Genomic DNA, 13,625 nt, shown 5'->3' with positions numbered 1-13,625 from the left:
GGGTCCCGGCTCTGCGCAGCAGCGTTTCACGCTGCAGCGCGTCCGGGACACGAAAACTCAAACTTCCCGTCGGCTCAAGAACGCCAGCCGCTCGAACAGGTGCACATCCTGCTCGTTCTTCAGAAGCGCGCCGTGCAGCGGCGGGATCAGTTTGCGCGGGTCGCGCTCGCGCAGCTGCTCGGCGCTCATGTCCTCGTTGAGCAGCAGCTTGAGCCAATCCAAGAGCTCGGACGTCGACGGCTTCTTCTTCAGCCCGGGCACCTCGCGGACCTCGAAGAAGATGCGCAGCGCCTCTTCCACCAGGCGCTTCTTGATGCCGGGGAAGTGGACGTCGACGATCCGGCCCATCGTGTCGGCGTCGGGGAATTTGATGTAGTGGAAGAAGCAGCGGCGCAGGAAGGCGTCCGGCAGCTCCTTCTCGTTGTTGGAGGTGATGATCATGATCGGGCGCTGCTTGGCCTTGATCGTCTCGCCGGTCTCGTAGACATGGAATTCCATGCGGTCCAGCTCGAGCAGCAAATCGTTCGGGAATTCGATGTCGGCCTTGTCGATCTCGTCGATCAGCAGCACCGGGCGCTGCTCGGCGGTGAAGGCCTCCCACAGCTTGCCGCGCTTGATGTAGTTCTTGATGTCGGACACCCTGGCATCGCCGAGCTGGCTGTCGCGCAGGCGCGACACCGCGTCGTATTCGTAGAGGCCCTGCTGCGCCTTGGTGGTGGACTTGATGTGCCAAGTCAAAAGCGGCGCGTTCAGCGCCTTGGCCACTTCCTCGGCCAGCACCGTCTTGCCAGTGCCGGGCTCGCCCTTCACCAGGAGCGGGCGCTCCAGCACGATCGAGGCATTGACGGCGACCTTGAGATCGTCGGTCGCAACATAGTCCTTGGTGCCGGTAAATTTCATTGCGCGTCCTTGTTGATCGTCGGCCAGAACAGCACTCCGGTCCCGACATGGGAACGGCCGCGCATGGCGGCCGTTCCTGGTTCGGTCAGGCTTTCAGACCCGTCTTATCAGCGAAAGGATCACCAGCACAATCACCGCGCCGATGGTGGCGTCCACGATGGCGCCGAACGTGCCGGTGGCCAGCTCGATATGCAGCTGCGGCAACACCCAGCTCGCTACCAGCGCGCCGATGATGCCGACCACGATGTTGCCGATCAGCCCAAATCCCGCCCCGTGGACAATCTTGCCCGCGAGCCAGCCCGCGATCGCGCCGATGATCAGTGCTGCGAGAATTCCCATTGCAAACGTCCCCAAAACAACCCCTTGAGATGGCCAATTCTAGAGCAAAAAGCCCGTGGGTCCACGTTGAATTGGTTCGCCGACGCGCGTGGTTCACCTCTCCCCAGCGGGGAGAGGTCGATTTGCGCAGCAAATCGGGTGAGGGGGCGCCAGCCCCACGAGAGAGCAAGACCCCTCACCCGGCGCTTCGCGCCGACCTCTCCCGATGGGAGAGGTGTGAGACCGACGACGCGGCGATCGGCACCGCCCCTTGACGTTGGCCCTCCGACGGGCAATCTGTCACTCATGTTCCTGCAATTCTTCACCTCCCTGCGCGATGCGCAGGTCCCCGTGACGCTGCGCGAATACCTCACGCTGATGGAGGCGCTCGACGCCGACCTGTCGGATTATTCGGTCGAGAATTTCTACTATCTGTCGCGTGCCTCGCTGGTGAAGGACGAGCGCAATCTCGACAAGTTCGACCGCGTCTTCGGCACGGTGTTCAAGGGGCTGGAAAGCCTGCTCGACGCCATGGAGAAGGCGGAGATCCCCGAGGAGTGGCTGAAGAAGCTCGCCGAGAAGTACCTGTCGGAAGAAGAGAAGAAGCAGATCGAGGCCATGGGCTGGGACAAGCTCATGGAGACCTTGAAGAAGCGGCTCGAGGAGCAGAAGGGCCGGCACCAGGGCGGCTCGAAATGGATCGGCACCGCAGGCACCTCGCCCTTCGGCGCGCACGGCTACAATCCGGAAGGCGTCCGCATCGGCCAGGAGAAGAACCGCAACAACCGCGCCGTGAAGGTGTGGGACAAGCGCGAGTTCAAGGACCTCGACGGCAATGTCGAGCTCGGCATCCGCAACATCAAGGTGGCGCTGCGCCGCCTGCGCAAATTCGCGCGCACCGGCGCGCCCGACGAGCTCGATCTCGACACCACCATCCGCGAGACCGCCAATCACGGCTATCTCGACGTCCACATGCGTCCCGAGAGGCGCAATGCGGTGAAGCTGCTGGTGTTCTTCGACATCGGCGGCTCCATGGATTCGCATATCGAACAGGTCGAGGAGCTGTTCTCGGCGGCGAAGAGCGAGTTCAAGCACATGGAGTATTTCTACTTCCACAACTGCCTCTATGAAGGCGTATGGAAGCAGAACAAGCGCCGCTTCACCGACCGCACGCCGACCTGGGACGTGCTGCACAAATACGCGCACGACTACAAGGTCGTATTTGTCGGCGACGCCTCGATGTCGCCTTACGAGATCATGGTGCCCGGCGGCTCGGTCGAGCACGTCAACGAGGAGCCCGGCTCGGTCTGGCTCGACCGCATCATCCGCACCTACCCGCATACGGTGTGGCTGAACCCGGTCGCGCAGAAGCACTGGGACTATTCGGAATCCACCACCATCATCAAGCGCATCTTTGCGAACCGCATGTATCCGATCACGATCGAAGGTCTGGAGAATGCGATGAAGGAATTGACGCATTGATGTCCCCCGTCATTCCGGGGCTCGCGAAGCGAGAACCCGGAATCCATCGGGCCGCAGCGCATGTAGAGAAATGGATTCCGGGCTCGATGCTGCGCATCGCCCCGGACTGACGAGAAGAGGGAGATACAAAATGCCCCAAAACATCACCCGCGGCATCAAGCAGCTCTGCGACGAGGCCAATGCCGAGATCGAGACGCTCTCGGCCAAGGACGCCATCGAGATCTCCAAGAATGGCGACGTCGTCATCGTCGACATCCGCGACCCCCGCGAGATCGAGCGCGACGGCCGCATCCCCGGCGCGTTCGCCTGCACCCGCGGCATGCTGGAATTCTGGATCGATCCGCAGAGCCCGTATGCGAAGCCGATCTTCCAGGAGGACAAGAAGTTCGTGTTCCACTGCGCCGGCGGCCTGCGCTCCGCGCTCGCCGCCAAGACCGCGCAGGACATGGGCCTCAAACCCGTGGCCCACATCGCCGGCGGCTACGCCGCCTGGCGCGATGCCGGCGGCCCGACGGAAGCGTGGGAGCCAAAGAAGAAGGGGTGAGGGCCTCGCGCTCTCCACTCGTCATTCCGGGGCGCGCGAAGCGCGAGCCCGGAATCCATTCATCCACCAACTCTGCCGCACGATGGATTCCGGGTTCGTGCTGCGCACGCCCCGGAATGACAAGGAACTAGTAGCATGGCCACCGACCCCCTCGTCTCCACCGATTGGCTCGCCGACCACATCGGCGATGCCAACGTCAAGATCCTCGACGCCAGCTTCAAGCTGCCGGGCGTGCTGCCGCTGCCGAAGGATGATTATCTCGCCGCGCATCTGCCGGGCGCTGTGTTCTTCGACGTCGATGCGGTGTCGGACCATTCCAATCCGCTGCCGCACATGTATCCGAGCGCCGAGCAGTTCGGCCGCGATGTCGGCAATCTCGGCATCTCCAACGCCGACACCGTCGTGCTCTACGATGCCGGCGGCTGGGTCGCAGCGCCCCGGGCGTGGTGGATGTTCCTGGCCTTCGGCCACGGCAATGTGCGCATCCTCAATGGCGGGTTGAAGAAGTGGCGCGCCGAGGGGCGCCCCGTGGAGAGCGGCGAGGTGAAGCCGAAGCCTGCCACGTTCAAGGCCAGCTACGATCCGAAGCGCGTGCGCAGCATGCAGCAGCTTGTCGCCAACGTCGAAAGCCGTGCCGAGCAGGTGATCGACGCGCGCGCCGCCGAGCGTTTCGAGGGCCGCGCGCCCGAGCCGCGCGCGGGCATCCGCTCCGGCCACATCCCCGGCGCCCGTAACGTGCCCTACAATCAGCTGTTCGACGCGGCGACCGGCACGATGAAGCCGCTCGAGGATCTGCGCGCCGCCTTCGCGAGCGCCGGCGTCAAGCTCGATGCGCCGATCGTGACCAGCTGCGGCTCCGGCGTCTCCGCCGGCGTGCTGACGCTCGCGCTCTATCGCTTAGGCGTCACTGATACGGCGCTCTATGACGGCTCGTGGTCCGAATGGGGCCAGGAGGGCGGCCCGGCGATTGCGACCGGGCCGGCGTGACGGCTCAATTTTGAAGCAAGATCACCGCGTGCGTGTCGTCGCGAGCGTCTGCTGCGGCTGGCCGAACGGGTCGAGCGCCTGGTTGACCTGCTGAGGCGGCGGACGCCGCACGATGCGGTGACGCTTCTTCGGCTTGCTGGCGCGCGGCTTGGGCGCGGCGCTGGCGGCCTTTGGCTTCGCCGGCACAAGTTCGTTCAGCGCAGCCGTCCTGGCCGCTGCAATGTCGGTCACACGGGACGCCAGCGCCGGCGTCGCGGTTCGAGGAACATCTGGGACAGTCACCGCCGGAACGGGTGGCGTCATCGTGATCGAAGCCGTCGTGTCGGCCGGGGTGAGTGTGTCCGCAGGGGCCAAAGGTGCAGCCTCGCTTCTGGCTGGCTCAGCGACCGGCGCTTCGGCGGTGGATGGAGCCGGCGCCGAAGCCGGCTCGATGGCAGCAAGCTGGGGCTGAGGCTGGGCTTCGAGCGTCACCGCGGCCATCTGCTCAGGCCCGGTTGCCACCGCGGGCAGCCCGATGCTCGGGACTTGCTCGGCGGGCATCGCAGGCGTCGCCGCTTCGGTGATCGGCTCGACGCGGAGCGCGGCAAGCACCGGCTGGGCCGGCTCGGGGCTCTGCGCGAACACCTGCTCCTGCGGGCCGTTCCGCCAGGACGGGTTGCTGACATACTGCTCGTGGCTCGCCCGCAGCAGCGAGGCGGCGCCTAGGCCGAACACCAGGATGGAGGTAGACAGCAGGATCGCGGCAAGCAGGAAGCGAAAGCCGGGAAGCATTGACGGGTTACGAATTTCCGCCCCGGCGGCGCGGAGGCCAGGGCCCAAGAGCCATCTGAACGCGGTGACGGTACTGGTTGCCGCGTTCGCCACGCAGCGGTTCAAGCTCAAAGCGGAGGCGAATCAGGCTGATTCGACCATATCGCAACGTCTTCGCGCCGTTCCGTAAAAATCGGGGTGGGTGACTCCGGCAATCTACGGCGTGATGCGATTTCCGCCCCGTGATGCAACGGAGCAACTGTGTGCGATTGCATCACAAATCGCTAAATCAGGCACAAATCAGCCGGTTACGTCTTGAATGTGCCGCTATCTTCGGTCATCTGGCCGTTAACGGTCCGGACGGGGCCCGGGGACTATACAAGAGCGATGATGATCAAACATTTTCTGACGATATGCGCTGCCGCAACAGTCGCTGCGGCGGGAACCTCGTTCGCACAGGCCCAGAGCTATCCGGTCCAGCAGGCGCCGAGCTATGGCGCGCCGGCCGAATATCGTCCCGGCGACCGCACCCCCAATTTCGACGCGCTGGACGACGACGACGACGCGATGCCGCAGGCTTCGCTGCCGCCGCCCGGCCCGGGCGGACCGATCAGCTCGCCCAACGATCCGCGCTATGGCCGCCCCGCCGGTCCCCCCGTCTATTCGGCTAACCCGCCGCAGGGACCGGTGATGTCGCCGGATGATCCGCGCTACGGCCGTCCGGCCGGCGCCCCGTCGGTCTATTCCGCCAACCCGCCGCAGGGCCCGGTGATGTCGCCGGATGATCCCCGCTATGGCCGTCCGGCCGGCTCTCCGCCGGTCTATTCCGCCAACCCGCCGCAGGGTCCGGTGACGTCGCCCGACGATCCCCGCTACGGCCGGCCCGCCGGTCCGCCGCCGGTGATCTATGGCGATCGTTCGGGCCAGCCGCCCGCCAATGACGGCATGCGTCCGCCAGAAGCCGTCGGTGGCCCCGCTGCGACCGGCGCGGTCTCGCCGCAGCCTGGAGCCGGTGGACGGCCGATGTCGGTCGCCTTGCTGCCCCCCGAGGACCAGCCTGAGGCGGCCCCCGTGCAGCTGCCGCCAAACCTGCGCCGCCAGGAGGTCGCGTTCCAGACCAAGGAGCCGGCCGGCACCATCGTGGTCGATACCCCGAACACCTATCTCTATTACGTGCTCGGCAATGGCCGGGCGATCCGCTACGGCGTCCGTGTCGGCCGCGACGGCTTCACCTGGACCGGCGTGCAGAAGATCACCCGCAAGGCCGAGTGGCCGGATTGGCATCCGCCGGCGGAAATGATCGAGCGCCAGCCCTATCTGCCGCGCTTCATGGCCGGTGGCGAAGGCAATCCGCTCGGCGCCCGCGCGATGTATCTCGGCTCGACGGTGTACCGCATCCACGGCACCAACCAGCCGTCGACGATCGGCAAGTTCGTCTCCTCGGGCTGCATCGGCATGCTGAACGAGGACGTCTCGGACCTGTTCGAGCGCGCCAAGGTCGGCACCCGCGTCGTGGTGATGCAGGGCAATCCGCCTACGACGACCGCATCGGCCGCGCCAGCGCCCGGTCCGTCGCCGATGGCCGCCCAGGCCGGTCCCGTCCCGGGCACGCAGCCGACCGTCGTGCCGCCGCTGCCTGCGCCGGTCACGGTGCGCTAAGCGCGTCGTCTACGTAAATTCAGATTGCAAAAGGGCGTGCCGTCGGCACGCCCTTCGTCGTTGAGGCCTGGCTCGCTCAGGCCAGCTTCCGCGGCAGCTCGTGGCCCTTGGTGAAGGCGTCGATCGCCTCGACCATCTGGCCGTAATGGATGCGCAGGCCATCCGCGGTGGCGTAACCGAGATGCGGCGTCAGAACGAGATTGTCGAGCTTGCGGAAGGGATGGTCGACCGGCAGTGGCTCGACAGAGAATACATCCAGGCCGGCGCCCGCGATCTTCTTCTGCTGCAAGGTCTCCAGCAGCGCCTGCTCGTCCACGATCGGCCCGCGCGCGGTGTTGACGAGGAACGCGGTCGGCTTCATCCGGGCGAGGTCGGCGCGGCTGACGAGGCCGCGCGAACGCTCGCTCAGCACCACATGGATGGTGACGATGTCGGCCTTGGCGAACAGATCCTCCTTGGTGGCATAGCCGACGCCGGCAGCCTGGCACTTCTCCGGCGTCAGGTTCGGGCTCCAGGCGATCACGTTCATGCCGAACGCCTTGGCAAGGCCGGCCATCTTGGTGCCGAGCTTGCCGAGCCCGACGATGCCGAGCGTCAGCCCGTCGATCTCGACCCCGGCAAAGGTCTGCCAGGGTTCGCCGGCATGCATGCGCGCATTTTCGCGACCGATGCCGCGGGTCAGCTCCAGGATCAGGCCCATGGTGAGCGGTGCGGTCGGGTCGCGCGAATATTGCGTGCCGGCAAGCGCGACGCCCTTTGCCTTCGCGGCCTCCAGGTCGATCGCCGCGTTGCGCATGCCCGACGTCAGCAGCAGCTTTAGCTTGGGCAGCTTGTCGAACAGGCTCCCGGGAAACGCGGTGCGCTCGCGCATCGCGCAGATGATGTCGAAGTCGGCCAGCGCGCTGGCCGCGGCCTGTTCGGAGGCGAAGGGGTGACTGAACACCGTGGTGTCGATGCGGTCCGACAGCTTCGGCCAGTCCGCGACGTCGAGGGCGAGGTTGAAATAGTCGTCGAGAATTGCGCAGCGCAGCCGGCTCATCAGCGTTCATCCATGGCGAGAGGTGAGGCGCCGGGCGGGGGGCGCCGTCGTCGGAATAGGGCCATGGTTGCGCGCAATCAGGGCCGCGCGCAAGCAGTCGGGGTCTTCAAAAATCCGATAGGAGAGAGGGCTCAGAGGTCGCGGGGCTTGAGCCGGATCGGCGCATCCATGCCGTGCTTGGCGCGCCAGGCGGGGCCAGGGCCGCGCATGTAGTGCAACTCGGGCCGGTAGGGGTTGAAGGCGGTGGCGAAGAAGCGCTTCCAGAAGCCCTTGACCTCGGACACCAGCGCGGACGCGCGGCCGGCATCTGCCGGAACGGGAAGGGAATGGGTGTCGATCAGTGCCATGACGCTGTCTCGCTGTGCTCCCGTTCATTCTGAGCGGGTGGCGCTGTTTCCGCGCGAAACCGAGCTTTGGCCTGATTTATTAAAACATAGTTTCAATTGTCCGGATCGGGGGTCCGGATGGTGTCCGCCCAGTATTCATCCGTGGTGAACGGGGGGAAAACGTTGCCCTTTGGGGGCGGGATCGCTACATCGCTGGCTAAGCAAATCTCCTCAAATTGAAGGTTTCACGGGACCCATGGCGCGCCAGTTCGTCTACTTCATGGAAGGCCTGACCAAGAGCTACCCGACCCGCAAGGTGCTCGATAACATCCGCCTGAGCTTCTACCCGGATGCCAAGATCGGCGTTCTCGGCGTCAACGGCTCCGGTAAGTCGACCCTGCTCAAGATCATGGCCGGCCTCGACAAGGAATATACCGGCGAGGCCTGGGTCGCCGAGGGCGCCCGCGTCGGCTATCTCGAGCAGGAGCCGCAGCTCGACCCTGCGCTTTCGGTCCGCGAGAACGTCATGCAGGGCGTCGCCAAGCAGAAGGCGATTCTCGACCGCTACAACGAACTCGCGGTCAACTATTCGGACGAGACCGCCGACGAGATGACCAAGCTGCAGGACGAGATCGAGGCTCAGGGCCTCTGGGATCTCGACAGCAAGGTCGACCAGGCCATGGATGCGCTACGCTGTCCGCCCGACGATGCCGATGTCACCAAGCTCTCCGGCGGTGAGCGCCGCCGCGTCGCGCTGTGCCGCCTGTTGCTTGATCAGCCCGACCTGCTGCTGCTGGACGAGCCGACCAACCATCTCGACGCCGAGTCGGTGTCGTGGCTGGAGGGCCATTTGCGCAACTATCCCGGTGCGATCCTGATCGTCACCCACGATCGCTACTTCCTCGACAACGTCACGGGCTGGATCCTCGAGCTCGATCGCGGCAAGGGCATTCCCTACGAGGGCAATTACTCGTCCTGGCTGATCCAGAAGCAGAAGCGGCTGGAGCAGGAGGGACGCGAGGACGCCGCGCACCAGAAGACGATTGCCCGCGAGCAGGAATGGGCCGCCTCGTCGCCCAAGGCCCGTCAGGCCAAGTCGAAGGCGCGCTATCAGCGCTATGAGGAATTGCTGAAGCAGGCGAGCGAGAAGCAGACCCAGACCGCGCAGATCATCATCCCGGTCGCCGAGCGCCTCGGCGCCAACGTGGTCGATTTCGAAGGCCTGAGCAAAGGCTATGGCGATCGCCTCTTGATCGACGATCTCACCTTCAAGCTGCCGCCCGGCGGCATCGTCGGCGTGATCGGTGCGAACGGCGCCGGCAAGACCACGCTGTTCAAGATGATCACGGGACAGGAGAAGCCGGACAAGGGCACGATCACGGTCGGTGAGACCGTACATCTCGGCTACGTGGACCAGTCGCGCGACGCGCTCGACGGCAAGAAGACCGTCTGGGAAGAGATCTCCGGCGGCAACGAGCTGATCCTGCTCGGCAAGAAGGAAGTGAACTCGCGGGGCTATTGTTCGTCGTTCAACTTCAAGGGCGCCGACCAGCAGAAGAAGGTTGGCGCGCTCTCCGGCGGTGAACGCAACCGCGTGCATCTGGCAAAGATGCTGAAGTCCGGCGCCAACGTCCTGCTGCTCGACGAGCCGACCAACGACCTCGACGTCGATACGCTGCGCGCGCTCGAAGAGGCGTTGGAGGATTTTGCCGGCTGCGCCGTCATCATCAGCCACGATCGCTGGTTCCTCGACCGCATCGCGACCCACATCCTGGCCTTCGAAGGCGACAGCCATGTCGAATGGTTCGAAGGCAACTTCCAGGATTACGAGAAGGACAAGATGCGCCGGCTCGGCCAGGACAGCATCATTCCGCACCGCGTGAAGTACAAGAAGTTGACGCGGTGATGCCAGCATGACGCGGCGGGCGCTCATTGCTGCGGTGATCGTGGTCACCTGCGGCTGGTCGCCCGCTCGCGCTGCCGATGCCGCCTTCACGCAGTTCATCGCCTCGCTCTGGCCCGAGGCACAACAGGCGGGTGTGTCGCGTGCGACGTTCGAGCGGGAGACGCGGGGGCTGGAGCCAGACTACAAACTGCCCGATCTGATCCTGCCGGGGCGCCCCGCCACCGGCGCGCCGTCGCAGGCCGAGTTCGTGCAGGTGCCGGCCGACTACGTCAAGGAAGCTTCGATCGCACGGCTCGCTGGCGAGGGGCAGCGGCTGCTGCAAAAATACAGTTCCGCGCTGACGCAAATCGAGAAAAGCTCCGGCGTGCCCGCGACCGTGATGCTCGCGATCTGGGGCCGCGAGACCGATTACGGCCGCTATACGCTGCCTTACGATCTGGTCCGCGTGCTGGCGACGCAGGCCTATGTCGGCCGGCGCAAGGACACCTATCGCAACGAGTTCATCCTCTCGCTGAAAATCCTCGGTGAGGGCGTGGTGACGCGCAAGGACATGCGCTCCTCCTGGGCCGGCGCCACCGGGCTGACGCAGTTTTTGCCGTCGGAATATTACAAGCACGGCGTCGATTTCGACGGCGATGGCCGCATCGATATCTGGCATTCGGTGCCGGATGCGCTGGCCTCGGCCGCGCAGCAGCTCGTCAACAAGGGCTGGCAGAGTGGCGTGCGCTGGGCCTATGAGGTGCAGGCGCCGGCGAAGGTCGATTGCACGACGGGCGTGCCCGAAGTGACCAAGCCGATCGGCCAGTGGCTGCGCGAAGGCTTTGTGCCCGTGCGCGGACAAAAGCTCAGCGCCGCCGAGCAGGCGCAGCCGGCATCGCTGCTGCAGCCAGAAGGCATCTACGGCCCGTCATTCCTGACCACGAAGAACTACTTCGTCATCAAGGAATACAATTTCTCTGACCTCTACGTGCTGTTCGTCGGCCATCTCGCCGATCGCATGACGAGCCCCTTGCCGTTCGCGACGCCGTGGGCGGCCTCGAAGCAGCTGCGCACGAAAGATGTCGAGACCATGCAGCGCGGGCTCACCCGCGTCGGGCTCTACAAGGACAAGATCGACGGCAAGGCGGGCATGCAGACGCGTGCGGCGCTCGGCGCCTATCAGAAGTCGGCAGGGCTTAAGGTCGACTGCTGGCCGAGCGAAGAGGTGCTGCGCTCGATCCAGGAGGCGCGTTAGCGCGGCACCAAACAAAAAAGCCCGGCCGATCGTCTCGGCCGGGCTTCGATCACCGCGCTGATGAGCGCGTTGCGATCAGTTCAATAGCAGACGCGAACCGGGCGCACGACCCAGCCGTAGCCGTCCCAATAACGCTGGCGCTGCCAGTAGCAGGGCGGGGGCGGCGGGGGCTCGGCCACGTAAACGGGACCGCCATAGGCGGGGCGGCTCGACGCGATCGCGCCGCCGACGATGGCGCCGCCGATCAGGCCGGCTGCGATGCCGGCGCCGACGCCGTCATGGGCCTTCGCGGACGGCGTTGCGGTCACCAGCGAACCGGCGACCGTCGCAACCGTGAGGGCGGCAACTAAAGTCTTCTTCATGCTCTTGGCTCTCCAGGGAGATGGAATCCTCTTGTTAGAGGCGTCCGGGGTTCAAAGGTTCACGCACACTCTGATGGAATTGGCCTTGCAGCTAGGAAGCGCGCAAATGGTCAATCCACGGTAAACGCACACGGAGCTGTGACGAGAAAAAGCGGTCTTTTTCAGGCCCGAAGATGAACAGCGCATCCGTAGTGAACCGGCCCAGGCAACGTTGCGAAGCGAACCGGTTCATTGCGCCTCAGCCACAGACTCGCACGCGGCGAACCCGCCAAGCATAACCGTCCCAGAAGCGCTGCTTCTGCCAGACGCAGCCGCCGCCGTAATAGTCGTCGGCGACATAGCCCGGACCCGGCGCGTAGTAGCGGGGCGGGTAATAGCCCGGTTCGTAATAGCCGGGGCCCGGTCCGTAATAATACGGAGAGGCCAGTGCGCCAGCGACAATGGCGCCGCCGATGATTCCCGCAGCAACGCCAGCCGCGACTCCACGCTGTGCATGGGCCGGCGTTCCGGCGGTCAGGACCAGGGTGACCACGGCTGCGACGGCCATAAGCGTCTTCTTCATCAATCGACCTCTCACACACGAATACGGAACTGTTACGGCCAAAGTTCCATATTTCGCTTGAATGATCAATGAACGGCACGTCTGCCGGCTGCGACCAATTGGTGGAAAATGGCGGCTTTTGGCCCCGGGAGACGATCATGACCGTCCTGACCAATGCCCTGATCGCGGTCGGGGTCACCGGCGTGATTGGTTATGCCCTGATCGCCCATATCCAGAACCGCGGCCAGCGCCGCTCGGGCGCAGGGGCCGGCGGCGATGGTGGCGGGGGGGACAGCTATTCGGATACGACGAATGACGGCTTCTCGCTGGGAAGCTGGTTTTCCAGCGACAGCTCGGCAAGCTCGACCGACAGCGGCAGCTGCTCCACGAGCGATACCGGCGGGGGCGGAGATTGCGGCGGGAGCGATGGTGGCGGCGGCGGGGGCGGCGATTAGGCTCCGATCCGGCCCATTCTTGATTCCGCACAACACCTTGATTTAGAGCCGTTCTAGGCTGGTACCGGGCCAGTTTGGAATAGCTTCAAATACCGGTTTTTCCTTTTGCATCCGGCCGGCCCCTTAAATATCGATGATGGCGCATCACCGAAGGGCCTGCCGCTTCCATGATCGTTTGTTCCTGTAACGTGCTGAGCGATGACGACATCCGCGCCGCCGTCGCCGAGTCCGACGACGCTGTACGCCATGCCAAGCAGGTCTATGGATGCCTCGGTTGTAGCGCCGAATGCGGCCGCTGCGCCCGCACCATCAAGACCATCATCGACGAAGCGCTTGGCCCCTGTGCAAAGTCCTGCTGCTCGGGCTGCCCGCACAGCCACACCGTGGCCGCCAATGACGAGACGGCAGATCCCATCCAGTTTGCCCTCGCGGCCTGCTGAAACTTTCCTCATTGTCCGCTGAGCTTTTCCCCGGCTGCGTCCCGTAGCCGGTTGCTCCCGTGTTTAAACTGATTTAGAAGCGTTCTAAATCGACTTAGGGCCGATTTGGACTGCAAGAGCTGGAGTGAACCAATGCAGGGCGACGCAAAAGTCATCGACTATCTCAACAAGGCACTGCGTCATGAGCTGACTGCGATCAACCAATATTGGCTGCACTACCGCTTCCTCGACAATTGGGGCCTCCTCGACATGGCCAAGGTCTGGCGCAAGGAGTCCATCGAGGAGATGGAGCACGCCGACAAGCTCACCGCGCGCATCCTGTTCTTCGACGGCTTCCCGAACATGCAGGTGCTCGATCCCCTACGCATCGGCCAGAACGTCAAGGAGATCATCGAGTGCGATCTCGCCGCCGAGATGAGCGCGCGGGCGCTCTACCAGGAAGCGGCGACCTACTGCCACGGCGTCAAGGACTACGTCACGCGCGACCTGTTCGAGAAGCTGATGAGTGACGAGGAGCATCACATCGACTTCCTCGAAACCCAGCTCGACCTGATTGGTCGCATCGGCCTCGAACTCTACACCCAGAAGCACGTCGGCGGGCTCGAGGGCGAGGGGCACTAGGCTCCGGCGTCAGCTACATCCTCCACTGTCATCCCCGCGAAAGCGGGGATCCAGAACTACA

At 64.6% G+C, this 13,625-nt stretch carries 16 protein-coding genes; 9 read left to right on the top strand and 7 right to left on the bottom strand.

Annotation, left to right across the window (positions count from 1 at the left end; all coding sequences use genetic code 11):
• Positions 1-57: 57 nt before the first annotated feature.
• Positions 58-900 carry an AAA family ATPase gene (locus HYH08_RS37175; RefSeq protein WP_220014786.1) on the bottom strand — a complete coding sequence of 281 codons (843 nt, stop codon included), beginning with the start codon at positions 898-900 and terminating at the stop codon, positions 58-60.
• 93 nt (positions 901-993) lie between these two features.
• Entirely contained in the window at positions 994-1,239 is a 246-nt protein-coding gene (locus HYH08_RS37170; protein ID WP_220014785.1) for a GlsB/YeaQ/YmgE family stress response membrane protein, read from the bottom strand.
• A 285-nt stretch (positions 1,240-1,524) separates the two neighbouring features.
• Here HYH08_RS37170 and HYH08_RS37165 point away from each other — a divergent pair, with 285 nt between their 5' ends.
• The 3 genes from HYH08_RS37165 (at position 1,525) to sseA (ending at position 4,231) form a co-directional block, all read left to right on the top strand.
• Positions 1,525-2,700: a vWA domain-containing protein gene (locus HYH08_RS37165; protein WP_220014784.1), complete on the top strand. Its 1,176-nt coding sequence runs from the start codon at positions 1,525-1,527 to the stop codon at positions 2,698-2,700.
• A gap of 130 nt (positions 2,701-2,830) precedes the next feature.
• Complete coding sequence (locus HYH08_RS37160; protein WP_188108293.1) at positions 2,831-3,244, top strand: rhodanese-like domain-containing protein; 414 nt, start codon at positions 2,831-2,833, stop codon at positions 3,242-3,244.
• A 135-nt stretch (positions 3,245-3,379) separates the two neighbouring features.
• Positions 3,380-4,231 (top strand): 3-mercaptopyruvate sulfurtransferase, encoded by an 852-nt coding sequence (sseA, locus tag HYH08_RS37155; protein ID WP_220014783.1) that lies wholly within the window; start codon positions 3,380-3,382, stop codon positions 4,229-4,231.
• A 21-nt stretch (positions 4,232-4,252) separates the two neighbouring features.
• On the opposite strand, the gene HYH08_RS37150 is transcribed toward sseA, so the two are convergent.
• Positions 4,253-5,002 (bottom strand): hypothetical protein, encoded by a 750-nt coding sequence (locus HYH08_RS37150; protein ID WP_220014782.1) that lies wholly within the window; start codon positions 5,000-5,002, stop codon positions 4,253-4,255.
• 369 nt (positions 5,003-5,371) lie between these two features.
• Between HYH08_RS37150 and HYH08_RS37145 the strand changes: the two genes are divergently transcribed.
• Positions 5,372-6,640 carry a L,D-transpeptidase gene (locus tag HYH08_RS37145; RefSeq protein ID WP_220014787.1) on the top strand — a complete coding sequence of 423 codons (1,269 nt, stop codon included), beginning with the start codon at positions 5,372-5,374 and terminating at the stop codon, positions 6,638-6,640.
• 76 nt (positions 6,641-6,716) lie between these two features.
• Here the strand turns inward: HYH08_RS37145 and HYH08_RS37140 are convergent, their stop codons facing one another.
• Together HYH08_RS37140 and HYH08_RS37135 are read right to left on the bottom strand one after the other, a co-directional pair.
• Positions 6,717-7,679: a D-2-hydroxyacid dehydrogenase family protein gene (locus HYH08_RS37140; protein WP_220014781.1), complete on the bottom strand. Its 963-nt coding sequence runs from the start codon at positions 7,677-7,679 to the stop codon at positions 6,717-6,719.
• Positions 7,680-7,810: 131 nt separating this feature from the next.
• Positions 7,811-8,026 carry a hypothetical protein gene (locus tag HYH08_RS37135; RefSeq protein ID WP_220014780.1) on the bottom strand — a complete coding sequence of 72 codons (216 nt, stop codon included), beginning with the start codon at positions 8,024-8,026 and terminating at the stop codon, positions 7,811-7,813.
• Positions 8,027-8,261: 235 nt separating this feature from the next.
• Here HYH08_RS37135 and ettA point away from each other — a divergent pair, with 235 nt between their 5' ends.
• Entirely contained in the window at positions 8,262-9,911 is a 1,650-nt protein-coding gene (gene ettA, locus HYH08_RS37130) for an energy-dependent translational throttle protein EttA (RefSeq protein WP_220014779.1), read from the top strand.
• A gap of 7 nt (positions 9,912-9,918) precedes the next feature.
• Entirely contained in the window at positions 9,919-11,145 is a 1,227-nt protein-coding gene (locus HYH08_RS37125) for a lytic murein transglycosylase (protein ID WP_220014778.1), read from the top strand.
• Positions 11,146-11,225: 80 nt separating this feature from the next.
• On the opposite strand, the gene HYH08_RS37120 is transcribed toward HYH08_RS37125, so the two are convergent.
• Entirely contained in the window at positions 11,226-11,507 is a 282-nt protein-coding gene (locus HYH08_RS37120) for a hypothetical protein (RefSeq protein WP_220014777.1), read from the bottom strand.
• A 238-nt stretch (positions 11,508-11,745) separates the two neighbouring features.
• Positions 11,746-12,069, bottom strand: coding sequence for a hypothetical protein (locus HYH08_RS37115; protein WP_220014776.1), 324 nt, complete (start codon positions 12,067-12,069; stop codon positions 11,746-11,748).
• Between the two features lie 137 nt (positions 12,070-12,206).
• Between HYH08_RS37115 and HYH08_RS37110 the strand changes: the two genes are divergently transcribed.
• The 3 genes from HYH08_RS37110 (at position 12,207) to bfr (ending at position 13,564) form a co-directional block, all read left to right on the top strand.
• Positions 12,207-12,503: a hypothetical protein gene (locus tag HYH08_RS37110; protein ID WP_220014775.1), complete on the top strand. Its 297-nt coding sequence runs from the start codon at positions 12,207-12,209 to the stop codon at positions 12,501-12,503.
• 167 nt (positions 12,504-12,670) lie between these two features.
• Complete coding sequence (locus tag HYH08_RS37105; RefSeq protein WP_220014774.1) at positions 12,671-12,943, top strand: (2Fe-2S)-binding protein; 273 nt, start codon at positions 12,671-12,673, stop codon at positions 12,941-12,943.
• Between the two features lie 132 nt (positions 12,944-13,075).
• Positions 13,076-13,564 (top strand): bacterioferritin, encoded by a 489-nt coding sequence (bfr, locus tag HYH08_RS37100; protein WP_011089420.1) that lies wholly within the window; start codon positions 13,076-13,078, stop codon positions 13,562-13,564.
• The last annotated feature ends 61 nt before the right edge of the window (positions 13,565-13,625 follow it).

The organism is Bradyrhizobium sp. BR 10289 (genome assembly GCF_019455385.1).
Classification (GTDB): domain Bacteria; phylum Pseudomonadota; class Alphaproteobacteria; order Rhizobiales; family Xanthobacteraceae; genus Bradyrhizobium.
This window is presented reverse-complemented; position numbering and strand designations above follow the sequence as displayed.

Bases quoted from the DNA above. Each gene is read 5' to 3' on its own strand.
- HYH08_RS37175 (WP_220014786.1), bottom strand. From the start codon at position 900: ATGAAATTTACCGGCACCAAGGACTATGTTGCGACCGACGATCTCAAG.
- HYH08_RS37170 (WP_220014785.1), bottom strand. From the start codon at position 1,239: ATGGGAATTCTCGCAGCACTGATCATCGGCGCGATCGCGGGCTGGCTC.
- HYH08_RS37165 (WP_220014784.1), top strand. From the start codon at position 1,525: ATGTTCCTGCAATTCTTCACCTCCCTGCGCGATGCGCAGGTCCCCGTG.
- HYH08_RS37160 (WP_188108293.1), top strand. From the start codon at position 2,831: ATGCCCCAAAACATCACCCGCGGCATCAAGCAGCTCTGCGACGAGGCC.
- sseA (WP_220014783.1), top strand. From the start codon at position 3,380: ATGGCCACCGACCCCCTCGTCTCCACCGATTGGCTCGCCGACCACATC.
- HYH08_RS37150 (WP_220014782.1), bottom strand. From the start codon at position 5,002: ATGCTTCCCGGCTTTCGCTTCCTGCTTGCCGCGATCCTGCTGTCTACC.
- HYH08_RS37145 (WP_220014787.1), top strand. From the start codon at position 5,372: ATGATCAAACATTTTCTGACGATATGCGCTGCCGCAACAGTCGCTGCG.
- HYH08_RS37140 (WP_220014781.1), bottom strand. From the start codon at position 7,679: ATGAGCCGGCTGCGCTGCGCAATTCTCGACGACTATTTCAACCTCGCC.
- HYH08_RS37135 (WP_220014780.1), bottom strand. From the start codon at position 8,026: ATGGCACTGATCGACACCCATTCCCTTCCCGTTCCGGCAGATGCCGGC.
- ettA (WP_220014779.1), top strand. From the start codon at position 8,262: ATGGCGCGCCAGTTCGTCTACTTCATGGAAGGCCTGACCAAGAGCTAC.
- HYH08_RS37125 (WP_220014778.1), top strand. From the start codon at position 9,919: ATGACGCGGCGGGCGCTCATTGCTGCGGTGATCGTGGTCACCTGCGGC.
- HYH08_RS37120 (WP_220014777.1), bottom strand. From the start codon at position 11,507: ATGAAGAAGACTTTAGTTGCCGCCCTCACGGTTGCGACGGTCGCCGGT.
- HYH08_RS37115 (WP_220014776.1), bottom strand. From the start codon at position 12,069: ATGAAGAAGACGCTTATGGCCGTCGCAGCCGTGGTCACCCTGGTCCTG.
- HYH08_RS37110 (WP_220014775.1), top strand. From the start codon at position 12,207: ATGACCGTCCTGACCAATGCCCTGATCGCGGTCGGGGTCACCGGCGTG.
- HYH08_RS37105 (WP_220014774.1), top strand. From the start codon at position 12,671: ATGATCGTTTGTTCCTGTAACGTGCTGAGCGATGACGACATCCGCGCC.
- bfr (WP_011089420.1), top strand. From the start codon at position 13,076: ATGCAGGGCGACGCAAAAGTCATCGACTATCTCAACAAGGCACTGCGT.